21 protein-coding genes and 5 pseudogenes are annotated in these 22,501 nt (G+C 38.1%); 3 read left to right on the plus strand and 23 right to left on the minus strand.

Annotated elements, in window-relative coordinates:
* Nucleotides 1-93 precede the first annotated feature (93 nt).
* From DV434_RS09115 to DV434_RS09155, 9 genes and pseudogenes are all read right to left on the minus strand, one after another.
* A complete protein-coding gene (locus DV434_RS09115; RefSeq protein ID WP_118785876.1) occupies nucleotides 94-906 on the minus strand; it encodes a D-hexose-6-phosphate mutarotase in 813 nt (270 codons plus the stop codon).
* A 74-nt stretch (nucleotides 907-980) separates the two neighbouring features.
* Nucleotides 981-2,426, minus strand: coding sequence for a sulfatase family protein (locus tag DV434_RS09120; RefSeq protein WP_118785877.1), 1,446 nt, complete (start codon nucleotides 2,424-2,426; stop codon nucleotides 981-983).
* Complete coding sequence (locus DV434_RS09125) at nucleotides 2,426-4,105, minus strand: solute:sodium symporter family transporter (RefSeq protein WP_118785878.1); 1,680 nt, start codon at nucleotides 4,103-4,105, stop codon at nucleotides 2,426-2,428. The genes DV434_RS09120 and DV434_RS09125 overlap by 1 nt, the downstream gene beginning before the upstream one ends.
* Nucleotides 4,106-4,298: 193 nt before the next feature.
* Nucleotides 4,299-4,634 carry an IS3 family transposase gene (locus DV434_RS09130; RefSeq protein ID WP_192881511.1) on the minus strand — a complete coding sequence of 112 codons (336 nt, stop codon included), beginning with the start codon at nucleotides 4,632-4,634 and terminating at the stop codon, nucleotides 4,299-4,301.
* A 69-nt stretch (nucleotides 4,635-4,703) separates the two neighbouring features.
* A complete protein-coding gene (locus DV434_RS09135; protein WP_118785880.1) occupies nucleotides 4,704-5,078 on the minus strand; it encodes a transposase in 375 nt (124 codons plus the stop codon).
* A gap of 106 nt (nucleotides 5,079-5,184) precedes the next feature.
* Nucleotides 5,185-7,140: pseudogene (locus tag DV434_RS09140) on the minus strand (site-specific recombinase).
* A 76-nt stretch (nucleotides 7,141-7,216) separates the two neighbouring features.
* A pseudogene (locus DV434_RS09145) lies at nucleotides 7,217-7,361 on the minus strand (PP2C family protein-serine/threonine phosphatase); the annotation flags it as partial.
* A pseudogene (locus tag DV434_RS09150) lies at nucleotides 7,361-7,513 on the minus strand (NAD-dependent deacetylase); the annotation flags it as partial. The pseudogenes DV434_RS09145 and DV434_RS09150, both read right to left, overlap by 1 nt.
* Before the next feature lie 4 nt (nucleotides 7,514-7,517).
* A pseudogene (locus DV434_RS09155) lies at nucleotides 7,518-7,634 on the minus strand (DNA translocase FtsK); the annotation flags it as partial.
* A gap of 217 nt (nucleotides 7,635-7,851) precedes the next feature.
* Here DV434_RS09155 and DV434_RS09160 point away from each other — a divergent pair.
* Nucleotides 7,852-8,853 carry a virulence RhuM family protein/type II toxin-antitoxin system death-on-curing family toxin gene (locus DV434_RS09160; protein ID WP_118785883.1) on the plus strand — a complete coding sequence of 334 codons (1,002 nt, stop codon included), beginning with the start codon at nucleotides 7,852-7,854 and terminating at the stop codon, nucleotides 8,851-8,853.
* A 51-nt stretch (nucleotides 8,854-8,904) separates the two neighbouring features.
* Here DV434_RS09160 and DV434_RS09165 read toward each other — a convergent pair whose 3' ends face one another.
* From DV434_RS09165 to DV434_RS09200, 8 genes and pseudogenes are all read right to left on the minus strand, one after another.
* On the minus strand, nucleotides 8,905-9,615 hold the full coding sequence (locus DV434_RS09165; protein ID WP_118785884.1) for an SIR2 family NAD-dependent protein deacylase: 711 nt from the start codon (nucleotides 9,613-9,615) through the stop codon (nucleotides 8,905-8,907).
* Nucleotides 9,616-9,618: 3 nt separating this feature from the next.
* On the minus strand, nucleotides 9,619-10,509 hold the full coding sequence (locus DV434_RS09170; RefSeq protein ID WP_118785885.1) for a 5' nucleotidase, NT5C type: 891 nt from the start codon (nucleotides 10,507-10,509) through the stop codon (nucleotides 9,619-9,621).
* Between the two features lie 58 nt (nucleotides 10,510-10,567).
* Nucleotides 10,568-11,520 (minus strand): annotated as a pseudogene (locus tag DV434_RS09175) (helix-turn-helix transcriptional regulator).
* A gap of 65 nt (nucleotides 11,521-11,585) precedes the next feature.
* Complete coding sequence (locus tag DV434_RS09180; protein WP_046950270.1) at nucleotides 11,586-12,071, minus strand: NlpC/P60 family protein; 486 nt, start codon at nucleotides 12,069-12,071, stop codon at nucleotides 11,586-11,588.
* A 52-nt stretch (nucleotides 12,072-12,123) separates the two neighbouring features.
* Nucleotides 12,124-12,414: an integration host factor subunit alpha gene (locus DV434_RS09185; RefSeq protein ID WP_005652847.1), complete on the minus strand. Its 291-nt coding sequence runs from the start codon at nucleotides 12,412-12,414 to the stop codon at nucleotides 12,124-12,126.
* Between the two features lies 1 nt (nucleotide 12,415).
* Entirely contained in the window at nucleotides 12,416-14,803 is a 2,388-nt protein-coding gene (pheT, locus tag DV434_RS09190) for a phenylalanine--tRNA ligase subunit beta (protein ID WP_118785886.1), read from the minus strand.
* Nucleotides 14,804-14,836: 33 nt separating this feature from the next.
* A complete protein-coding gene (pheS, locus tag DV434_RS09195) occupies nucleotides 14,837-15,826 on the minus strand; it encodes a phenylalanine--tRNA ligase subunit alpha (protein WP_118785887.1) in 990 nt (329 codons plus the stop codon).
* Nucleotides 15,827-15,974: 148 nt separating this feature from the next.
* Nucleotides 15,975-16,652 (minus strand): hypothetical protein, encoded by a 678-nt coding sequence (locus tag DV434_RS09200; RefSeq protein WP_239992782.1) that lies wholly within the window; start codon nucleotides 16,650-16,652, stop codon nucleotides 15,975-15,977.
* A 48-nt stretch (nucleotides 16,653-16,700) separates the two neighbouring features.
* Between DV434_RS09200 and yfaE the strand changes: the two genes are divergently transcribed.
* Complete coding sequence (gene yfaE / locus DV434_RS09205) at nucleotides 16,701-16,949, plus strand: class I ribonucleotide reductase maintenance protein YfaE (protein ID WP_044232385.1); 249 nt, start codon at nucleotides 16,701-16,703, stop codon at nucleotides 16,947-16,949.
* Here the strand turns inward: yfaE and dapB are convergent.
* From dapB to ribH, 6 genes are all read right to left on the minus strand, one after another.
* Nucleotides 16,944-17,756 (minus strand): 4-hydroxy-tetrahydrodipicolinate reductase, encoded by an 813-nt coding sequence (gene dapB / locus DV434_RS09210; protein WP_118785889.1) that lies wholly within the window; start codon nucleotides 17,754-17,756, stop codon nucleotides 16,944-16,946. The two genes, yfaE and dapB, sit on opposite strands and share 6 nt — an antisense overlap.
* 16 nt (nucleotides 17,757-17,772) lie before the next feature.
* Nucleotides 17,773-18,402: a LysE family transporter gene (locus tag DV434_RS09215; RefSeq protein WP_192881512.1), complete on the minus strand. Its 630-nt coding sequence runs from the start codon at nucleotides 18,400-18,402 to the stop codon at nucleotides 17,773-17,775.
* A complete protein-coding gene (locus DV434_RS09220; RefSeq protein WP_118785891.1) occupies nucleotides 18,402-18,893 on the minus strand; it encodes a phosphatidylglycerophosphatase A family protein in 492 nt (163 codons plus the stop codon). Before DV434_RS09220 ends, DV434_RS09215 begins: the two co-directional genes overlap by 1 nt.
* Entirely contained in the window at nucleotides 18,890-19,876 is a 987-nt protein-coding gene (gene thiL, locus DV434_RS09225; RefSeq protein ID WP_192881513.1) for a thiamine-phosphate kinase, read from the minus strand. Before thiL ends, DV434_RS09220 begins: the two co-directional genes overlap by 4 nt.
* Before the next feature lie 65 nt (nucleotides 19,877-19,941).
* Entirely contained in the window at nucleotides 19,942-20,376 is a 435-nt protein-coding gene (gene nusB / locus DV434_RS09230) for a transcription antitermination factor NusB (RefSeq protein ID WP_118785893.1), read from the minus strand.
* 3 nt (nucleotides 20,377-20,379) lie between these two features.
* Nucleotides 20,380-20,853, minus strand: a complete 474-nt coding sequence (gene ribH, locus DV434_RS09235) for a 6,7-dimethyl-8-ribityllumazine synthase (RefSeq protein ID WP_005628657.1) — start codon at nucleotides 20,851-20,853, stop codon at nucleotides 20,380-20,382.
* Nucleotides 20,854-21,079: 226 nt separating this feature from the next.
* Between ribH and asnS the strand changes: the two genes are divergently transcribed.
* Complete coding sequence (asnS, locus tag DV434_RS09240; protein ID WP_005628655.1) at nucleotides 21,080-22,483, plus strand: asparagine--tRNA ligase; 1,404 nt, start codon at nucleotides 21,080-21,082, stop codon at nucleotides 22,481-22,483.
* Nucleotides 22,484-22,501 lie beyond the last annotated feature (18 nt).

Here is a 22,501-nt window from a genome sequence, read left to right on the forward strand (position 1 = left end):
GCTAAAAATAAAAGATTTCAAATTTGTTGCCCGTTAAGGAACGGGAAAAATCTTACGGATTCTATAGTATTCACGCCACTTATGCAACAAAATTTAGCCTTTAAGCGAAATTTCTACGCTTAAACTTTCGCCAAATTCAAGCAATTGATGAATACGTGCAGTTTCTAGGCACAACATTGTTTGATAGCCTGTTTCAGTCATTCCACTCGTTTTCTTGTGCCAAGGATTCCAAAGGACAAATTGGCTTGCATTATGATGATGCAGTGCAATTGTACGATTGAAACTTTTATCTACGATTTGATTCTGCATGTTTTCTGCGGAATAAATGCAATCAACATTTTCATAAATGTGACGCGGTGACGGAACGTTTTCTTGTTGTTGGTTTAAGCTATTAAAACAAGTTTCAGGTAAACCTTGTACTTCCACTTGATTGATATCCCCAATATTGAAATAGGTATGTAATGCTGCTTGTGCAGGTTCTTCGCCATAATGTGTGAAAGTTAAATGACATTTGTCTGTAAATACCATTACAATTTTAGCTTCGATAATATTTAAATCAGAAAACAACTCAAATTCTAACCGCACTTTATGTGATGAAATATCGTAATGACTCAACTGCCATAAACGAATACGAGCTGTGCCATGTGCAGGTTGTTTTACGCCACCAAACCAAGGATAACAAATCGGTACGCCACCACGAATAGCATTGCCATTTTCGAATGGTTCTACTTCACTTAACCATAATACATCTTGCTTCGCATTTTGCGGTTTCCAACTGATAAGCTGTGCCCCTTGCAAGGAAATTTTTGCCGTTCCAACCGCATGTTTTAAATGAAGAACTGGAATATCATTATGTTGAACAAGATGAAGTTCTGGTGTCAGTGTTTTTAGTAATGTTGTTTTCATATTTATTCCTATAATTTTAAAGGTTCAGAGATAACAAAGGGCGTATCAGATACGCCCTTAATCTACGACTTTGGTTAAATTTCGTCAATAATTCGATAAACCCAATTTTCCAGTGGATCATTCAGACGTTTCATCTCTGCGCGCATTTCTTCCAACATCTCTTTTTTGATGCTGTTATATTGTGAATCATAGAATAAATTATGCATTTCTTCTGGATCGTTACGGATGTTGTAAAGTTCACAAACATCAGTCGCATTAAATACGAGTTTATAATCTTTACGACGCCACATACGTTGTTCAAAATACACAAAATGCCCTGCGAGCTGACCAAGCACACCTTTTCTTTGGTTATCTTGGTGTTGGCGCATAATCGGGAGAATACTCTGCCCTTCAAAACTTTCAGGAACTTTTTGATTAGCTAAATCAAACACTGTCGAAGTTAAGTCGTGAAGATAGACAAAGTTATCATCTTCTTGATTGACTCGGTCTGAATTTGGGTCTTTGATAATCATAGGAATGTTATAGGTGGCATCAAACATAAATTCACCTTTTTCAATCATTCGATGCGCCCCCATTGCATCACCATGGTCTGCGGTTGCTACCAAGAAAGTGCGGTCATAAAGACCGTTTTTTTCTAAGTATTCGAATAATTCACCGATCGCATCATCAATTAAGGTGATATACCCCCAGAATTTTGTGATGACTTCTTTCCAATGATCTTCGCTCGCTTCCCACATTCCCCACATTTTTGAAATTGTGCGGAAATGTCCTGGTTTGCCCTCTAACGGTTTAAAGAAACTTTTATCAAGCACCACATCTTCTTTTCGATACATGGAATAATAAGGTTCTGGCACGATACAAGGCGTGTGTGGCCCCCAGAAGTTTATCCATGCAAAGAACGGCTTGCCTTCATCTAATGATTCTTGAATATATTTCTTCGCTTCATCAATGATGAAATAAGGGATGGTTTGATCTTTTGTGCCTGAGAGTAAACCGCAAAGTTCTTGTACTCTTAAATGTGGGTTATCACCAAAGTAGGCGCGGCTTACTTCTGGGATGTCATACCCCTTTTCTTCTAACCATTCTTTATAACGATTAGAATGTGTTGGCGGTTGGTTGAAGACTAAATTTTTATATACCCCACTGCCGGGATAGCCATAACCATCAAAGTTATGGCCTTTAATCCCGTAATCTTCGGGTACAGATTTAGTACCTACGTGCCATTTCCCTACAACATAGGTGTTATAGCCAGCTAATTTACCGATATTCGGTTTTTCTTGGCTAATTTCACCAGTACCACCTTTTTCCCCATTTTTAATAATGCCGTGAGACGACGGCATTAATCCAGTAAAAAGTGAAGTACGTGCAGGACCGCAAACAGAAGCTGGCGTGAAAGCATTATTAAAGCGAACGCCATCTTTTGCCAAACGATCCAAATTCGGGGTTTTCACAATTTGGTGCCCATAAGGCCCCAACATATCTTTACGAATTTGATCCAGTAGAATGTAAATAATGTTCATTATTTAGCCTCTTTATCTCGTACAACAAATAACACGATAATTTGTAACACTGCCCATACGCCAAGCACCATTGATGGATTGCCAGATTCTGATGCCATACCAAGTGGTGAAAGGAAAGTGTAAAGCGCAAGTAAACCTAAGATTAAAGACACGCTGGTTACTTTTAAGTATTTCCAGTTAGTTAAATCTACGTTACCTAAGTTTTCTTTGTTTTCAATGTAAGGTTCACGGCGTAAGAATTGTCCTAAGATGAGCATTAATACAACATCAAATACGAATAATCCGCCCATAACATACACAAAGTTGATTTTGACATTAAACACCCAAACGATGCAGAAGTACAAGATAACGTGAGCAAGTAAAGCGATACGTGCCGCTTTGCCAGATACCGTTTTGTTAAACATACCTACGGCAAATAAAGCAACGATTGGAATATTCACAAATCCTGCGAAACGTTTAGTGATTAAGAAGATACCATCAGTACCAAACATGAGTAACGGAGCGAAAATCATAGTGACGATCGCCATAATGGTAGAAACTTTTTTCGCGTAAGAAATTAATTCTTCTTCTGACCGCACTTTTTTGCTGATAGAAGGTAATAAATCTTTACAGTAAATGGTTGCTGCTGAATTTAAGAATGAGTTAAAGGTACTTAAAATTGCGCCAAATAGTGCGGCAATAAAGAAACCTTGTAACCAAGTTGGCAATACTTTGTTTACTAATAATGGATAAGAGGCATCAATTGGATTTACGCCTTCACCTAAAATATGGAAACTCAATAAACCAGGAAGGTTTAAAATGATCGGTAAAGTTAATAAGAATAATGCCGCAATCAAAATGCCTTTTTGACCTGATTGTAAATCTTTCGCACCTAAGCAACGTTGTACGATAGCTTGGTTCGTTGTCCAATAGAAAAAGTGAACAACCATAATACCGGTGAAAATCGTTGGCCAAGGTGTGGCATCGGTTTCGCTACCAATTGCATTCCATTTTTCAATATGCGTTGTTGTGATTGTGTGTAAACCTTCAGAGAAACTGCCATCGCCTAAATACATCAAGGCAAAGAATGGGACAAGCAATGCGCCAATGACTAAAATCACCGCATTGATCGTGTCTGATACCGCCACTGCTTTCAAACCACCAAAAATCGCATAAATAGCCCCTACAACACCAATGGCAATGACCGTGTAAGTTATGGCTGCCCCATAACTTAAACCAAATGCAGTTTCTAAGTTGAAGATTTTATTAAAGGCAATTGCACCAGTGTAAAGTGCGGTTGGAATTACGATGAAAAGATAAAAGACTAAGAAAAGCGTGGACATAATCAAGCGAGTTTGACGGTCAAAACGGCTTTCAAAAAACTCTGGTACTGTTGTGTAACCGTTACGCAAATATTTCGGCAACATATAAAGTGCCAAGAAACAAAGCGGAATAACCGTTGGAACGGTCCATGCGATAATGGAAAAGTTTCCTTTATAAGAGACCGCATTTACGCCGATAAGTTGTTCAGTTGAAAGCGATGTCAGCACCATTGAGCAACCAATCATTAAACCACTTAATCCGCGACCTGCCAAAAAATATCCTTTTGAAGATTTTAAATCATCCCCTTTTGTTTTTAACCAAGAAATATAAGCAACCACACCAGTTACAATGAGGAAGCTGAGTATCGTCATGAGCATATGTTGTCCTCCCTATATCGATCAACATAGCGTAACGATAATATAACGCTCTCTAAAGGGTTATGATAATTGTCATATTAAGATTGTGAGATGGATCACAGAAATAATAATTGAAGATAAATTCAATGGTTTTTATTTTCTGTCAGTTGAAAAAAATAAAAAATGATCTGCCCCCAAAAGTTGGACAGGTTAGTTAACTTAAATATTGAGCTCGGTATTGCACTGGGCTCAATCCTTTTAAACCAAGTTTAATTCGTTTTTGGTTGTAATACACTAAATATTCTTCAATTTCAGCCTGTAATTCAGCGATTGAATGATAAGTCCGTGAGTAAAAACACGCTGATTTTAGTATCGAAAAAAAACTTTCAATCACCGCATTATCATAGCAATTTCCTCGGCGACTCATACTTTGCACTGCTTTACCCTCCAACATTTTCACCCATTCCGCCGTGCCATACAATACGCCTTGGTCGCTATGAATAATCGGGCATTCTATCGGTTTAATCTTACTAAGCCCTTGTTCTAACATCTTTTTTACCAATGAAAACTTCGGGCGTTTTAGCCACACGAAGTAAATCATTTAATGCGTGGTTTGGCTTCAATCTTTCAATGAGTTTTCTTTTTTCTGTCGTTGTTTTTGACGGTCGAGCGCCTCCAACTCCTTTAGATAAGCAATCTCCGCTCGAGCCAAGGCGAGCTCTCGTTGTAACTTTTTAAACGCTTTAGGTGAAAAGTCTGTGGTTTCCGGGATTTCAATGTCTTTCTTTTTCATTTTTGACTTCACTATTTTTAGTGTTTGAAGGTTTGTATGAGGCGATTTTACGCCATCAAGCCCTCTTTCACGAAATGCTTTTAGCCAATAGATGACGGCAGAATGGGGAATGTTATGAAGTTTAGCCACCTCACGGATACCATAATCCTGTTCGGTGACGAGTTTGATAATTTTCAAACGAAATTCATAAGAGTAGGACATAATCTGGACCTCAAATTAGGTGTCCAGGTTTTGGGGTGCAGTTCAAAATGCGGTCAATTTTCAAAGCGTTTTAAAATCTCTTAAAATTTGACCGCACTTAAGACGATTATTTATCTAATTGAACGGGAAGAAATAAGCTCAATGGCCGTTTTTTCACAATTTGGCAAACTTCATGCCAAATTGGCCACCAACTCTCAATTTCCGCATTCAAAGAACGCAGTGCAATCCGAAGCGTTAATGAAAAGCTGACAATTAAATTCACTAAACCAATCAACAATACAAAACCAATGCATTGTAAAAGCAATGAATAGGTGAATTATCCGCTCACAGCAATATAGCCTACATTCGCAGATGAAAATGCTACATGGCGAATATCTAACGGAAGGTGCGTTAAATAACCTACCACACCGGTAATACCAAGCAGCATACCAAAGCAAAGGTTACCGATAAGCGAGCCATAATTCTCATGCATATAATTAGCAAATTTAACGCGAGATTTCTCAGACATTAATTTTTTCAATAACGGATGTTGCGTTAAACGCATACGCATATTCAAATAATTGCTGCGGTTATCAAAATAACCCGAAATAATCCCGGAACAGAATAACCATACACCCGCAATGGCTGCAAACCATAAGGTTCCCGCAAAAGGATCAATGCTATGCAACTGATAAGCGATTTGATCAGCATTCATCAATGGCTCACCTGTTTTATATTGGTAACCAAACGCAATCAATGCAGCCAATCCCATCGCAATAAGTACATTGCCTAGCACAGCAATACTTTGAGAGCGAAATACATCCACTAATAATTGGGCTAATTTCATATTGACGCTTTTGCCTTGAGGCGTTTTCTCAACAGCCTCAGCAAAACGGGCTGCAGTCATGGCTGGCTGTTTCGTCGCTACCGTAAAATGCAATATAAAGATCACCATAAAACCTAAGCCGTAATTTAAGCCTTCGGCAATCCCTTTCCAGACTTTGTCATCAATAATGCTACCTAGATAGATTTTAAATAGCGCCATCAGTGCAATTAATACGCCACCACCTGCCGCAGAATAAAACATTGCCCAATACTCTTTTTTATCTCGCGTAATGTAGTGCTCACCGTGGTCACCCGCATTTTGGGTAATGCTACGTGAAATTAATCTTGAGCTTTGTTTCCATAATCGGGTGATGCTATGTTTTTCTGCTGCTGCGCGGGCAAAACAGCCGGTTAATAACAATATTCGGCGTGGTAAATAGCGATTTGAAACAAAAATCGCCATCAAGGTTTCTAATCGTTCTAAGGTCTGAGAAAGACGCTCCAATAAATAAGCCGTATTTAAAGAAGAGCCCACCACTGCTCCACGTTTTTGCAAACGCTCAACCAATTTTTTACATTGGCTAAACATTACCTGCAAATGACTATCATCAAAAACGGTTGATTGGCGGCGCGCCTGTAACCAATTCAGCACTTCATGGTGCAATGCCACAAAAGGTGAATCAGCATTCAACAGAGAGGGTTCCATTCGCATCAGTTCAGGATCCATATCTTCAGCCGCAATCCAAATTGAAAGCATCTCAATGGCAAATAGCCCTTCACTTTCAATATGATTTTTTAAACGTTCCCGATCTTTTTGTTCTGTATAACGGGTTAAAACGCCAAATACGCCTCGCCACGTTTTTAATGGGACGGCATCAATCCAGCGCGCATCATTTTTATCGCTAAACAATAAATAAAAAATATCACGTAAATCATTAATATCTTTAAAAGAGGGGTTAAAACGCTCATAAATACGTGTTTTCATTTCTTGCCCAAAACCGCCACGCGTAAGAATACCACTGCTAATAAACAACGGGTAAAGACGTAAACCACATAACCAACCACATAATAATTTCGAAACAGAACAACCTAATTCTTTATCGTTCTTTAAGATAAACTTAAATAGATGTAAGGTTGGAGAAATTTTTTCTGTAGGGCTACTACGTAATAATTGACACAGCCCTTCCACAAGACCAAAGGCATCATTTTCCTCGACTTTATTACGCAAAAATTGCGGTAAAGTATCTGGTTTTATCATGCTTTCCTCCTGTAATCGTTTATATTCAAAGGGTAAATATTATACAGATCTGTTAGGGAAAATAAAAATGAAAGGAAAAGTGCGGTCGGTTTTCAAGGCGTTTTTCAGCCGTTTTGAGTTTATATTGAAACACCGCCTCGCCATTAAAAATGGGCATCTTGGTTGTGTCGCTTGTTGCTGCCAATTTGTTGGCAGAAGGTAATTTCGCAAAAATTTTCCATTATTCAACCGCTTGTTGAGAAGGGTTTAGAAGGCAATCAATCGCTTTTAGTGCATCTAATGCTTTCATTTCTAGACTTTAAAAGTGCATTTTCGGCACACCTGCATCTTGCGGGTTAATACGAATAAATCCGCCTTTTTTTGCTTTCGCCGTACTTAAAACCCAACATAAATCTGCGTTGAATCACCGAGTTAGATGCAACTTTTGGTTGTTTCACAAATTTTTTTACATCCTCAAAAAGTGGATCTTTTGCCATAATTACTTTCATTGCCATTATTTGCTCCTTTTATTGATTAAAGGCTTGATAGATATGTAAGAAGTAAAAAATCTCCCTTTATGGAAAAATCATATGAAAGGAAGCGACAACTTGTGTCGTTTGCGAATGTTGAAAGCGGTTATTTTTAGAAGATTTTTTGCAAATAAGATGATCTGTATTGCAATATGAATATTTATCTGGTTACATATACATATAAAATTATTAAGGAAAAAATATGAATAACCAAAACCCGATTGAAATTTACCAAGCTCAAGATGGCACAACGCAAGTGGAAGTGAGATTTGAAAATGATACAGTTTGGCTTTCCCAGGCGCAGATGGCTATGTTATTTGGTAAAGATATTCGCACCATTAATGAGCACATTACCAATATATTTGATGACGAAGAACTTGAGAAAGAATCAACTATCCGGAAATTCCGGATAGTTCGCCAAGAAGGTAAACGCCAAGTCAATCGTGAAATTGAGCATTATGATTTAGATATGATTATCTCTGTTGGTTATAGAGTAAAATCTAAACAAGGCATTAGTTTCCGCCGTTGGGCAACTGCACGTTTAAAAGAATATCTGACTCAAGGCTATACTATTAACCAAAAACGTTTACAGCAAAATGCTCACGAATTAGAACAAGCACTTGCGCTTATTCAAAAAACGGCAAATTCATCAGAATTAACGCTAGAAAGTGGTCGTGGATTAGTGGATATTGTCAGCCGTTATACGCATACGTTTTTATGGCTACAACAATATGATGAAGGTTTACTTACCGAACCACAAACACAGCAAGGCGGTACATTACCGACTTATGCTGAGGCTTGTTCTGCACTAGCAGAGTTAAAATCACAGCTGATGGCAAAAGGTGAAGCAAGTGATCTGTTTGGACGTGAACGAGACAATGGCTTATCTGCGATTTTAGGTAATTTAGATCAAAGTGTATTTGGTGAACCTGCTTATCCAAGCATTGAAGCAAAAGCAGCGCATTTACTTTATTTTGTCGTCAAGAACCATCCTTTTTCAGATGGTAATAAACGAAGTGGCGCATTTTTATTTGTAGATTTCTTACATAGAAATGGGCGTTTGCTGGATCATTATGGGCATCCAGTTATCAATGATACTGGGCTTGCAGCACTCACTTTATTAGTGGCTGAATCTGATCCGAAACAAAAAGAAACGCTTATTAGGCTTATTATGCATATGCTTAAGCAGAAACAAGAGAAGTAATGATAAATAGCGACCAAAGTCGCTATTTGTTTAAAAAGTGCGGTCGATTTTCTATGTATTTTTAACTTTCTCCAATAACTCAGCTACCACTTTCGGAACGCCCTCACCCGCTTTTTCTTTTATTGCGATAACTTGCTTACGAACAAACCCTGTATTTGGATTAGGATCGATCAAATAGATAAGTGAACCATATGGAGCTAGATTTACCAATCCATTAGCTGGATAAACTTGTAATGAAGTGCCAATAACAATCACAATATCTGCCTTTTTCACTAACTTTTCTGCTTTAGGAAACATTGGTACATTTTCCCCAAAAAAGACTATATGTGGACGCATTGGATGACCGTGATTATCCTTATCCTCTAACAATTGATCACCCAAACATGGAACAATGTAATCGGTATTAAAACTGCTGCGAGCTTTATTCAATTCTCCATGTAAATGGAGTACGTTAGTACTTCCCGCTCGCTCATGTAAATCATCCACATTTTGAGTGATTATATGAACTTCATAAAATTCTTCCAATTCAACCAAAGCCAAGTGTGCTGCATTAGGCTCTGCAGCTTGAGCATTACGACGTCGTTCATTATAAAACGCCAATACTTTTGCACGCTTTTTCTTTAAGGCTTCAGGCGTGCAAACTTCTTCTACTTTATGCCCCGCCCACAAGCCATCTTCCGCTCTAAAAGTTGGAATACCACTTTCGGCACTAATGCCAGCACCGGTTAATACTACGCAAATTGGTTTCTTTTCCAAAGTCATTTTTCAGGCTCCTTTTTGTTCTAAAATTTCATCAATCTGTCTATCTCTCGCCATCATGCCAAATATATTCCCTGCTTTATAAAGCGGTTGATAAGTATAGGTTTCAATGTGCAAGAATGGCTTATCTGAAAGATGTTGGAAATATTGTTTTAGCTGTGATTTTGAGCGTAATAACACGTCATATTCGGCTTGAATATGGGCACTCATTGCTTCAATACGTATCTTAAATTCATCACTGAGATAAGGACTGATAATTAAATAGACCGTTTTCTGTTCGGTTGCTGTTTCATCCGCATAAACACAGGCTAAATTAAACACTTGCCATTTATATCGATCCGCAAAAGTACCAATGACTCGGCTTTGCTCCTCATTTTCAACTTGCACAAGGGCTGCAGGCTTTTTCAAACAATCTTGCAAAATATCACTTGGTGTAAAAGGCCCACAGCCTAAGTAAGATAAGACACAATTCCAATTAGCAAACTGTTCTGTACCAAAATGAACATGTTCACCTTGAAATTTGCCAGCACCATTTTTAGTGCGATCATCAATTAAATAATCGCCTTGGTTGAGGTTTTTATGATGGGATAAAATCAATCGTTTGTATAAGGCTGAACCTTTTTCTTCACCGAAATAATGTTGAATCCATTTTACTTTATCACTCCAAGCGGAAGGATTATGCCAAGGCGCAGTAGAAAGCACATAAATATGATATTTCTTCATCAATTTATGAACGGCAGAAATCGCGTTTGGCATTGGTTCCATTAAGCTAAAAATGCCCTCGACTTCATCATATCGACCTTCATATTCTCGCTTGGTTTTATCATCTAGTTTTGCAATACCTGATGGAAAATCTACCATCACATTATCCATATCAATGTACACAATCTGTTTCATTTGAATGTCCTCTCTTCAGATAGATTTATCATAAAGCGCAAAGCGACAATTTATGTCGTTATACTGTTTCTTCTAAATATACACGCTCAATTTCTTGATAATTTTCACCAAAGTGAGCTATCCACCACTCCAGCATTTGACTTTCGATCACCGTTGCTGAAATTTCATAATCATCCCCAGAATCTTTTACTGTTTGATCTGTTGATAGTGGTGTTTCTGTTAAAAATCCACCAATATCTTTATTAATGCGGAAAGTTAATCGAATTTTTCGACCATAGGTAAAACCAAACTTTTGGCTTTCTACATAAGATTTCAAATTGAAATTAGGGCGTTCAAATATCATTGTACTCACTGTAACCTTAAGCAAGCGATGCAAAGCAAGGTGTAAAATATCGCCATTCTCATATTGTGCGACTAAATAGCTACTTGGTCCTTGTTGTACCAAAGCCAATGGCTTGACCTGTGCCTTATGTTCTTTACCGTGAATACTCCGATAATGCACCTGTAAAAATCGATTTTGATAAAGTGCGGTACTAATTTGAGAAAAAATTTCTGGATTGATTTTGGCAGGTAATAACGGCTGACTAGTTGGCGCAATAGCAACTTTATTAAGCCATTCTGCCCCTGATTTTTTATGGCTGTCATAAACCAAATTATATTCGGCCTGTTGAAAGAACGCCTCCATTGAGCTCATAATGCTAGAAGGCAAAATGCCATTGAGATATTGTTTAGCAAGCATAAGCACAAGTGATTGCTGTTCATTTAAAATCGGTAAATCCAAGCCTTTAGCATTTGATTTCCATCGATATCCATAAGGTTTATCACGCAATCACGTTCAATTTCAAACTGTTGAGATAAGCTTTCTAGCTGGCGTTGGATTGAACGAATATCACGTTGAACGCCAATATCAGCAAGTTTTTGTAAGATTTCTTCTGCAGTGATAAAACGTGTTTTCGGAATAAGGCGTAAAATTTCAAGTTGAATTTGAAGTGCGGTTAAGTTTGAGGACATTTTATCTCCCAAATTTGAAAAAAATCATGATAAAAAAATGCTGGAAAATTCCAGCATTATACTTTCTAAATTCGTCTGACTTGCCAGAAGGCTTTCGACCAATAAGGGTTATTCATTGAAGAATAAACAACGCCCCCTCTGGTGGAAGCATGAAGGAATTTGTCTTCTTTTACATAAATTCCTACATGATAACCATTAGGACCTCGGCCAGTTTTAAAGAAAATTAAATCACCCGTTTGAATATCTTCTTTGCGGACATGTTTACCATAATTAGCTTGTTCAGTTGTACTTCTTGGCAAACGAAGATTAAAACGATCGAAGAAAGTTTTCTGCACAAAACCGGAACAATCTACGCCACGACGTGAAACACCGCCGAGCACATAAGGTGTACCCGCCCATTCATGTTGTTGTTCGCTCAACATGGCTATGGCCATAATAGGATCGCCGATTTGGCCTTTATAGTTCATCGCATAATCATCGTTTTGAAAACTGGAACAAGCGAATAAAAACAACGAGGCAGTAGCGATTAAAAATGATTTATATACTTTCATACCTTTTCATATGAAAAGTGCGGTAGAAATTCACCGCACTTTTTGTTGCTGACTATTTAGTTTTTTCTACACGGGCACGTAACTTTTGCCCAGGTTTAAATGTCACCACTCGGCGAGCAGAAACTGGCACAACATCACCTGTTTTTGGGTTACGCCCTGGGCGAGATGATTTATCACGTAGTTCAAAATTACCAAATCCTGATAATTTCACATCTTGACCAGATTCTAGCGATAAGCGGATCTCTTCCAAAAAGTTCTCCACTACATTTTTCGTATCTTGTTTAGATAAGTGATATTTATCGCTTAAATATTCAATAATATCAAGTTTAGTTATCGTAGCCATATTAATCCCTTAATTCAGCATTAAAGCGTTGTTTTACCTCCGCTAATACTGCTGAAATCACTGCATTAATTTCTTCATCTTCAAGTGTTTTTTCATTATCTTGGACTGTTAAGCTAATCGCTAAACTCTTATAGCCTTCAGCGACGCCCACACCTTGATATACATCGAACAAGTTCACTTGCACCAATTTTTCGCCACCTGCTTGTTTACATGCTGCGATTAATTCCCCTGCTGGTACGCTATCCGCGACGACTAAAGCTAAATCACGACGGTTTGCTGGGAATTTAGAAATTTCTTTTGCTTGGACCACATTACGTGCCGCAATTGCATTCCAAAGAATTTCAAATACAAAAGTTTTGCCATTTAAACCAAGTTTTTGGCTAATAGATGGATGAATTGCACCAATAAAACCAATTTCTTGACCATCTAATTCAATAGCAGCAGATTGTCCAGGGTGTAATGCATCAAATTGTTTTGCAACAAAACGAACTCTATTAGCCCCTTCAGTTAAAGAAAGTACTGATTCTAAATCGCCTTTAAGATCAAAGAAATCAATAGACTCTGCTTTACCCGCCCAATGTTCAGATTTTGCCGTTCCAGTAATCACCGCACTTAAAACAAATTCTTGACGCACGCCAAATTCAGCATTAGCATCTGGTACAAAACGTAATCCTGTTTCAAATAAACGAACGCGGGATTGTTGGCGATTTTGGTTATAAAGCACAGCACCTAATAAACCACTCATTAAAGACACACGCATTGCGGACATTTCCACAGAAATAGGATTTGGCAATACAAGTGCCTCTTGATGTGGATGTAATAAACTTTGAATTTTGGGATCCACAAAGCTATAAGTAATAGCTTCTTGATAATCTGCATCCACAAGTGCGGTCTTAATTCGAGCTAAATCTAAATCAGATTCTTTGTGCTCACGCATGCGGAGATGCGCTAATGGTGCATTGTTTGGAATGCTGTTATAACCATAAATACGCGCCACTTCTTCAATTAAATCTTCTTCGATTTCAATATCAAAACGCCAGCTTGCAGAAGTTACCGTCCAAATATCATTTGCATAAGTAACATCAAAACCAAGACGGTGGAAAATTTCTGTTACGCTTTCTGTTTCAATATGATGACCTAAAAGTGCATCTAATTTACTACGGCGAAGTTGAACTGTATTGACTTTAGGAAGATGAGTTTCACTGCTTGCTTCACAAATCTCACCCGCTTCACCGCCACAGATTTCAAGTAATAATGCAGTTGCTCGTTCCATTGCTTTACGGGCTAATTCAAAATCCACACCACGTTCAAAACGGTGCGATGCATCAGTATGTAAACCATATTGTCTTGCACGGCCTGCAATCGCTAATGGAGCGAAAAATGCGGATTCTAAAATCACATCTTTCGTTTCACTATTCACGCCACTGGCTGCACCACCAAAGATCCCTGCCATTGCTAAAGCACCATTTTGGTCAGCAATTAATAACGTATTTGATTGAAGTTTTGCGCTTGAGCCATCTAATAATACTAATTCTTCCCCCTCTTTCGCGAAGCGAACTTGAACAGGTTGTGTAACTTTAGCTGCATCAAACGCGTGCATTGGCTGACCAAACTCAAGCAAAATATAGTTAGTAATATCGACAATAGGATCGATAGAACGAATACCACAACGACGCAATTTTTCTTGCATCCACATTGGCGATGGTGCTTTTACATTGACGTTCTTTATCACACGTAATAAATAACGCGGGCAAGCTTCTGGTGCTTGTAAATCAATTTGAACTTTATCAGAAATTGTTGCTGGCACTGCTTCAAAGTGCGGTTGATTTACGAGTTGTTTATTTACCACACCAATTTCACGCGCAATACCTGCGATGCTTAAACAATCCGCACGATTTGGCGTTAAGCTAATTTCAATAGCATTGTCATCTAAACCCAAATATTTACGTAAATCTGTACCGATTGGTGCATCAAGTGGCAATTCAATAATACCATCCGCTTCAACATCAATACCTAATTCAGAAAATGAACAAAGCATTCCTTCTGATGGTTGACCGCGTAATTTCGTTTTCTTAATTTTGAAATCGCCCGGTAATACCGCACCTTCTGTTGCACAAGCGACTTTTAAGCCTTGACGACAATTTGGTGCGCCACACACAATATCCAATAAACGATCACCGCCTACGTTCACTTTAGTTACACGTAATTTATCCGCATCGGGATGTTGTGCACATTCCACTACTTCACCAACAACGACACCATTAAATTTACCCGCAACGGCTTCTACCCCATCCACTTCTAAGCCAAGCATGGTAATTTGCTCGCATAATTGCTCGGTTGAAACGGATGGATTCACCCATTCTCTTACCCACTGTTCACTAAATTTCATTTGTTGTTATCCTTTTAATTCAAATCCGAGAAATTACTTAAATTGTTTTAAGAAACGTAAGTCGTTTTCAAAGAACGAACGTAAATCTGTTACGTTATAACGTAACATTGTTAAACGCTCAACGCCCATTCCCACGGCAAAACCAGAATATTCATTCGGATCAATACCAACATTACGCAAAACATTTGGATGCACCATACCGCAGCCCAACACTTCTAACCATTTACCATTTTTACCCATCACATCCACTTCCGCTGAAGGCTCTGTGAATGGGAAATAAGATGGACGGAAACGCACTTGTAAATCTTCTTCAAAGAAAGCGCGTAAGAAATCGTGCAATAAACCTTTTAATTCGGTGAAATTTGCTTTTTTATCCACATAAAGTAGTTCAATTTGGTGGAACATTGGCGTATGCGTTTGATCGTAGTCATTACGATATACACGTCCTGGAGCCATAATGCGAATTGGTGGCTGCATTTTTTCCATAGTACGAATTTGCACGCCAGAAGTTTGGGTACGAAGTAATAATTCTGGATTAAACCAGAAAGTATCGTGATCCGCTCGTGCTGGGTGATGTTTAGGAATATTTAACGCATCGAAGTTGTAATAATCACTTTCAATTTCTGGGCCATTTTCAACTGAAAAGCCAAGTTCTGAGAAAAATTTTGTTACACGATTAATCGTCATGGTAACTGGGTGTAAGCCACCTGTTTCAACTTTGCGACCGGGCAAACTCACATCCACACGTTCTTTTTCTAATTTTGCGTTAAGTTCAGCCTGTTCCCACTCCGATTTTTTTGCATTTAAAAATTCTAACGCAGCTTGTTTTGCTTCGTTAATTTTTGCGCCCATCGCAGGACGTTCTTCTGCTGACACATTACGCAATTCTTGCATTAATTGAGTAAAATGCCCTTTCTTACCAAAATATTCGACCCGGATTTCATCCAAAGCCGTTAAACTTTTATCCTGAATGGATTCAATCGCTAATTTTGCTTTCTCGACAAGCTCGTTCAGATGTTGCATAGTTTCCCCTGCTTCTCTTTTCTCTATAAAATAAAAAACCGAGTAATGATAATACCAAGTACTTAAAAAGTAAAAGAATAATACGAAAAATCATTGGTTTATCAAAAATAAAAATGGAATAACGTTATCGCTATTCCATTTTTTCTTGTTACCAACAAAATCGTTCATTCACAAAATTTTCTGACCGCTCTTTTTGCCATTTTTCTTTATTTATTGGATTAGCAAAAAAGAGTGCTTGTTCCTGTAAACGTTGAACTAATTTTTCTTCTGCTTCTTTTAACGCTTTTTGACGATCTGCAAATTTTGCGGGTAATGCTGGTAAGAAAATCACTTCATAAGGATGCGTAATTGTCCATTTCACTGCATTTTCAGCAGCACGACTTTGTTTATAAAAATCACAAAACGCATAAGTATTAACAAACTGCCCTACAACATGGCTGAACCCTGTATTATCCTGCACCGTTTGTTTTGGTAAATCCAACACATAAAGTGCGGTGATCAAACGATTTTGTCCACGATAAAACCAAGTAACAGCTTCATCTTTTAAGCCAAAATCGTAAGCTCGAGCAGCTAACGTGAACATCGTCATTGGTGAAATACGAGCCGGATTTTCGTCTACAAATTTCACCGCACTTTTATAACCTTTTAGCGTATTTTCACGTAGCATAGGATCAATTTCTTTATGTACAAATACATTTTCTGCTTTTCCATTTTCCGCAGAATAATAAGGTTTGATATAAACATCCATCGTCTTCACTGGTTCTTTACTAATAGAACTACAAGCAGTAATAAAAAGTGCGGTTATAAAACACAGTATTTTTAACATATGGATTTTCCTTATATAATGCTCAGCAAATTTCACTGCATTGTTATTATGAAAATTCATCTAATCTACAGTAAAACCACATTAGAATTCAATAATGAAACAAGTTTACTTGATCATCTCGAGAAAAATAATATTCATCATGAATATCAATGCCGTAGTGGCTATTGTGGTTCTTGTCGTGTGAAGATCAAAAAAGGCAAGGTGTCCTATAAAGATACGCCCCTTGCCTTTATTCAACCTGATGAAATTTTATTATGCTGCTGTCATGTAGAAAGTGACATTGAAATTGATTTATAAATTATTTAAATCTAATACATCGGTCATATCAAATAAGCCATTCGCCTTATTTTCTAACCATTTACCAGCACGCACTGCGCCATTAGCGAAAGTCATTCGGCTTGATGCTTTATGGGAAATTTCTACACGTTCGCCAATATCTGCAAACCAAACCGTGTGTTCCCCCACCACATCCGAAGCACGAATAGTTGAAAAACCAATTTCATCGCGTTTACGTTCGCCTGTGATTCCTTCACGGCAGAAGACTCCGTGAGTTTTTAAATCGCGACCTAAGGTTTTTGCGATATGTTCGCCCATAGAAAGCGCGGTGCCAGATGGCGCATCAACTTTATGACGGTGATGAGCTTCGATCACTTCAATATCACAATAATCCCCCATCACTTTTGCCGCTTTTTCTAAAAGCTTGAAGACTAAATTCACGCCAACACTGAAATTTGATGCAAACACAATAGCAATTTTATCTGAAGCTGCTTTAATCGCTGCTTTACCATTTTCATCAAAACCCGTTGTACCGATCACCATTTTTTTATTATTCGCTACGCAAAACGCAATATGTTCAAGGGTGCCTTCTGGTCGAGTAAAATCGATTAATAAATCGAATTTATCTTTTTGGCTTTCAAGATCGTCTGAAACTGTTACACCAAGTTGACCAATTCCCGCCAATTCTCCCGCATCCGTCCCGACTAAAGATGATCCTTTGCGTTCAAACGCCGCACCTAGTTCTACACCTTCCGCAGAATGAACCGCTTGAATTAATTGACGCCCCATTCTTCCGCCCGCACCGGCGATTGCAATTTTTAATGCCATATTACTTCCTTTTTTATTAATGAATTATTTCGTTGATGCCGTTATAAACAAGCACACAACCAAAAAATAAAAATACAATACCTGCCATATTATCAATATAACGACTGTATTGACTGTATAAACGCTTGGCAATATTACGTGAAAAAATCAATGAAATCACATAAAAATAACAAAATGTTTCAACCACAATTACCATAAAAGCCAAGATAATTTGCCACATTTCAGTGATATTTACTAAGACAAGCGACATCACGCTACTAAAATACACCACGACTTTTGCATTGGATAAATTCACTAAAAGCCCTTTCACAATTTCTTTTTTAATCGTGGTTTGCTGATTAAATTCAGTATCAGAGTGCGGTTCAAATTGAGCGTGTTTTTTACTGCGAGCCATTAAAAAACCGATATATGCTAAGTAACTACCGCCTAGCAACATAATAACGCCATGTAATGCAGGAATAGTAACGAACAACACCGCCAATCCCAACATAGAAAGCATTCCCCAAAAGGCGATGCCAAGCGTTATGCCTAAAATGCCACAAACTGTATTACGACGAGAGTTACTTGCCGCCATCCGACTTACATAGAAGAAATCAGGCCCCGGCGTCATTAATCCAAATAAATGCACAATAATTAAATTCAGCATCACAACGTCCAATACTGAATTGCAAATACGACAATCACCGCATAAATTGCCGCTAAAACATCATCGACCATAATGCCAAAACCACTTTCTAGTTTTTCGTCAAAATAACGAATTGGGAACGGTTTTAAAATATCGAAAAAGCGAAATAACGCAAAAGCAGCCCAAATCCACTGCCAAGATAATGACGGTATCGCCGCTAATACAATAAATACACCGACAAATTCATCCCAAACGATAGAACCATGATCATGCACGCCCATATCTGCTGTGGTTTTTTGACAAAGGTAGCAACCGAGTAGAAAACAAAGTGCGGTAAAAATTAAAAAGATTTTTACGCCTAGTAAAGAAAGTAAAATCACGCCTAAAATTGTTCCAGCCAAACTCCCCCAAGTACCAGGAGCAGGATGAATTAAGCCCGATCCGAAACCAACAGCAAGCAAATGAATAGGATTTAAAAGAGAGATTTTTTTAAGAGGATTATTTTCTGTCATTTTGATTCCTTAAAATGATCGAAACCACTTGAAAAAGTTATATTCACAGGTTTTCCATCACGTAAAAAACGGGGAGAAAAGTCGCCGCACTTTTCAGTGATTTTACCAATACAAGTGCAAGGTACGTTCAGTTTTTTCAAGCGTAATTCTAATTCATCTTTAGATTCGGGCGGTATGGTAAAACAAAGTTCATAATCTTCGCCACCACTTAAGGCAAATTGTTCCGCTTGAGTGCGATCATATTTATTTAAAATCGATGATGAAAGAGGTAAAGCTGTAAGCTCAACTTCAGCACTACATTGACTTCGTTCAAGAATATGCCCTAAATCAGAGATTAGCCCATCGGAAAGATCAATGGCTGCATGAGCGATGCCAATTAACGCCCGCCCAAGTTCAATTCTAGGTATTGGTTTAAGATGACGTTGTTGCAAAAAAACATCATCAGAATCAACCGCTCTTTTGCCCAATAAAATTTGCGTTAAACCTGCTGCGCTATCGCCTAAAGTGCCTGAAACATAAATTAAATCACCAACTTGCGCTTTATGCCGACAAATCCCTTTACCTTTTTCGACAAAGCCTTGTGCCGTAATCGTAATAGACAAATTACCTTTTGTAGTATCGCCACCAATTAATGTGACGTTGTATTTTTTTAACGTGTGCAATAAACTTTGACTAAATGTTGAAATCCAATTTTCATCTACGTTTGGCAAAGTTAATGCCAGAGAAACCCATTTGGGTTGTGCCCCCATTGCAGCAAGATCACTTAAATTTGTTGCAACCGCCTTATAAGCTAAATCTTCAGGTGAAATGGTTGGTAAAAAATGTGTATTTTCCACCATTGTATCGGTCGTAATGGCAAGCTGATAATTCTCTGGCACGGAAACCAGCGCACAATCGTCGCCAATAGATAATTGAACGGAATCATCAACTAATATTTGTGGCTGAAAATATCGTTTAATTAAATCAAATTCACCCATTGCTATTTTCACCTATCTTATAAAAGAAAAGGCACGCGTTAAAAACGCGCGCCATTTTCAGTTTAAAAGGATTATTTACGCCCTAATGCTGGTGCGATTTTATCAAGTACGCCATTGATATATTTATGGCTTTCATCTGCACCAAATACTTTTGCCACTTCAATCGCTTCATTGATAACCACTTTATATGGCACATCTAATTCAAAGCGTAATTCATAAACAGCCAAACGTAAAATTGCAGTTTCAATAGGATCAAGCTCATCAAAAGCGCGGTCAATATAAGGCGAAATTGAAAAATCAATGGTTTCAATATTTTCGACTATTTGACGAAATAATTTACGGAAGTAAGGTTTATCTACGCCATCCATATCTTGATCTAACACAAAGGCTAATTCCACTTGTTCTGCAGTATTGCCGGATACCGCCCAAGAATACAAGGCTTGAACAGTACATTCACGCGCACGACGACGAGCAGAAGGCTTTTTCACTTGTTTTTGTTCTGTCATGATTTATGCCGCATCAATTTGTTGAATAAGATTAACCATTTCAAGTGCGGTTAAGGCTGCTTCTGCACCTTTATTACCTGCTTTAGTACCAGCACGTTCAATCGCTTGTTCAATATTTTCTGTAGTTAATACCCCAAAAGCGACAGGGATTTCAGCATCCATTGCAACTTTTCCTAAACCGCTGCTCGCTTCCCCTGCTACATATTCAAAGTGCGCTGTACCACCACGGATAACTGTACCTAATGCAACAATCGCATCAAATTTTTTACTTTCAGCTAAACGACGAGCAACTAATGGCAACTCATACGCACCCGGAGCACGCACGATAGTGATATTTTCATCTTTCACTTGGCCGATACGTTTTAATGCATCAATTGCACCTTCTAATAAACTTTCATTAATAAAACTGTTAAAACGAGCAATTGCTACTGCAACTTTTGCATTAGGTGCTGCGACTGAGCCTTCTAAAACTTTCATATTTTTTCCTATTATTAGCCATAATGATTTTGGCCCGAGATTTTAGCATAAAATCGCGTATATTCAATATTAATAAGGCTTTACCCTATTTTATTTAGGGCTCATTTTTAAGGCTATTTTATTGTTCATAACCCGCACCAACACTATATTTTTATGGAAAATTTCCTTCATTAAGGTAAACTATCGGTAATTTTATGTGAATTACATTCAGTTACAGAGGTTTAATATGTCTAAAGTGGCATCAATTGTTGATGTATTACAAGGGAAAGTGGCGATTGGTGAAACCGTCACTGTGCGTGGTTGGGTGCGTACCCGTCGCGATTCTAAAGCAGGATTATCTTTCTTAGCGGTTTATGACGGTTCTTGCTTTGATCCAATTCAAGCGATTATTAATAACGATATTGAAAATTACGAAAGCGAAATTTTACGTTTAACAACAGGCTGTTCTGTGATTGTAACGGGTAAAGTCGTTGAATCACCTGCAGAAGGACAAGCAGTTGAATTACAAGCAGAAAAAGTAGAAGTGACAGGGTTTGTTGAAGATCCAGATACTTACCCAATGGCAGCAAAACGCCACTCTATTGAATATTTACGCGAAGTAGCTCACTTACGCCCTCGTACCAATATTATTGGTGCAGTTGCACGTGTTCGCCATTGCTTATCTCAAGCCATTCACCGTTTCTTCCATGAGCAAGGTTTCTACTGGGTGGCAACCCCATTAATTACTGCATCAGACACTGAAGGTGCGGGTGAGATGTTCCGTGTTTCTACACTTGATTTAGAAAATCTTCCACGTGGTGAAAATGGAAAAGTTGATTTCAGCCAAGATTTCTTCGGTAAAGAATCATTTTTAACGGTTTCAGGTCAGTTAAACGGAGAAACCTATGCTTGTGCATTAAGCAAAATTTATACTTTCGGCCCAACATTCCGTGCAGAAAACTCTAATACTACCCGTCACTTAGCTGAATTCTGGATGGTTGAACCTGAAGTTGCATTTGCAACTTTAGCGGATAACGCAAAACTTGCAGAAGATATGTTGAAATACGTATTCCGAGCAGTATTAGCAGAGCGTAAAGACGACTTACAATTCTTTGAAAAACATGTAGATAAAGATGTTATTACGCGTCTAGAAAACTTTGTAAACTCAGATTTTGCGCAAATTGACTATACTGATGCCATTGATGTGTTATTAAAATCTGGTAAGAAATTTGAATTCCCTGTTTCTTGGGGTATCGATCTTTCTTCTGAACACGAACGTTTCTTAGCGGAAGAATATTTCAAATCACCAGTTGTGGTGAAAAACTATCCAAAAGACATTAAAGCATTCTATATGCGTTTAAATGATGATGGAAAAACTGTGGCAGCAATGGATGTGTTAGCTCCTGGAATTGGTGAAATCATCGGTGGTTCACAACGTGAAGAACGTTTAGACGTGCTTGATAAACGTATGGAAGAAATGGGATTAAATCCAGATGATTATTGGTGGTATCGCGATCTGCGTAAATACGGCAGCGTTCCACATTCTGGTTTTGGTCTTGGTTTTGAACGCTTAATTGTCTATGTAACTGGCGTGCAAAATATTCGTGATGTAATTCCATTCCCACGTGCGCCAAGAAATGCAAATTTCTAATTCAATTTAACTTTAATA

This window comes from Haemophilus haemolyticus, assembly GCF_003493685.1.
Classification (GTDB): Bacteria; Pseudomonadota; Gammaproteobacteria; order Enterobacterales; family Pasteurellaceae; genus Haemophilus; species Haemophilus haemolyticus_O.

Bases quoted from the DNA above. Each gene is read 5' to 3' on its own strand.
- DV434_RS09115 (WP_118785876.1), bottom strand. From the start codon at position 906: ATGAAAACAACATTACTAAAAACACTGACACCAGAACTTCATCTTGTT.
- DV434_RS09120 (WP_118785877.1), bottom strand. From the start codon at position 2,426: ATGAACATTATTTACATTCTACTGGATCAAATTCGTAAAGATATGTTG.
- DV434_RS09125 (WP_118785878.1), bottom strand. From the start codon at position 4,105: ATGCTCATGACGATACTCAGCTTCCTCATTGTAACTGGTGTGGTTGCT.
- DV434_RS09130 (WP_192881511.1), bottom strand. From the start codon at position 4,634: ATGTTAGAACAAGGGCTTAGTAAGATTAAACCGATAGAATGCCCGATT.
- DV434_RS09135 (WP_118785880.1), bottom strand. From the start codon at position 5,078: ATGTCCTACTCTTATGAATTTCGTTTGAAAATTATCAAACTCGTCACC.
- DV434_RS09160 (WP_118785883.1), top strand. From the start codon at position 7,852: ATGAATAACCAAAACCCGATTGAAATTTACCAAGCTCAAGATGGCACA.
- DV434_RS09165 (WP_118785884.1), bottom strand. From the start codon at position 9,615: ATGACTTTGGAAAAGAAACCAATTTGCGTAGTATTAACCGGTGCTGGC.
- DV434_RS09170 (WP_118785885.1), bottom strand. From the start codon at position 10,509: ATGAAACAGATTGTGTACATTGATATGGATAATGTGATGGTAGATTTT.
- DV434_RS09180 (WP_046950270.1), bottom strand. From the start codon at position 12,071: ATGAAAGTATATAAATCATTTTTAATCGCTACTGCCTCGTTGTTTTTA.
- DV434_RS09185 (WP_005652847.1), bottom strand. From the start codon at position 12,414: ATGGCTACGATAACTAAACTTGATATTATTGAATATTTAAGCGATAAA.
- pheT (WP_118785886.1), bottom strand. From the start codon at position 14,803: ATGAAATTTAGTGAACAGTGGGTAAGAGAATGGGTGAATCCATCCGTT.
- pheS (WP_118785887.1), bottom strand. From the start codon at position 15,826: ATGCAACATCTGAACGAGCTTGTCGAGAAAGCAAAATTAGCGATTGAA.
- DV434_RS09200 (WP_239992782.1), bottom strand. From the start codon at position 16,652: ATGTTAAAAATACTGTGTTTTATAACCGCACTTTTTATTACTGCTTGT.
- yfaE (WP_044232385.1), top strand. From the start codon at position 16,701: ATGAAAATTCATCTAATCTACAGTAAAACCACATTAGAATTCAATAAT.
- dapB (WP_118785889.1), bottom strand. From the start codon at position 17,756: ATGGCATTAAAAATTGCAATCGCCGGTGCGGGCGGAAGAATGGGGCGT.
- DV434_RS09215 (WP_192881512.1), bottom strand. From the start codon at position 18,402: ATGCTGAATTTAATTATTGTGCATTTATTTGGATTAATGACGCCGGGG.
- DV434_RS09220 (WP_118785891.1), bottom strand. From the start codon at position 18,893: ATGACAGAAAATAATCCTCTTAAAAAAATCTCTCTTTTAAATCCTATT.
- nusB (WP_118785893.1), bottom strand. From the start codon at position 20,376: ATGACAGAACAAAAACAAGTGAAAAAGCCTTCTGCTCGTCGTCGTGCG.
- ribH (WP_005628657.1), bottom strand. From the start codon at position 20,853: ATGAAAGTTTTAGAAGGCTCAGTCGCAGCACCTAATGCAAAAGTTGCA.
- asnS (WP_005628655.1), top strand. From the start codon at position 21,080: ATGTCTAAAGTGGCATCAATTGTTGATGTATTACAAGGGAAAGTGGCG.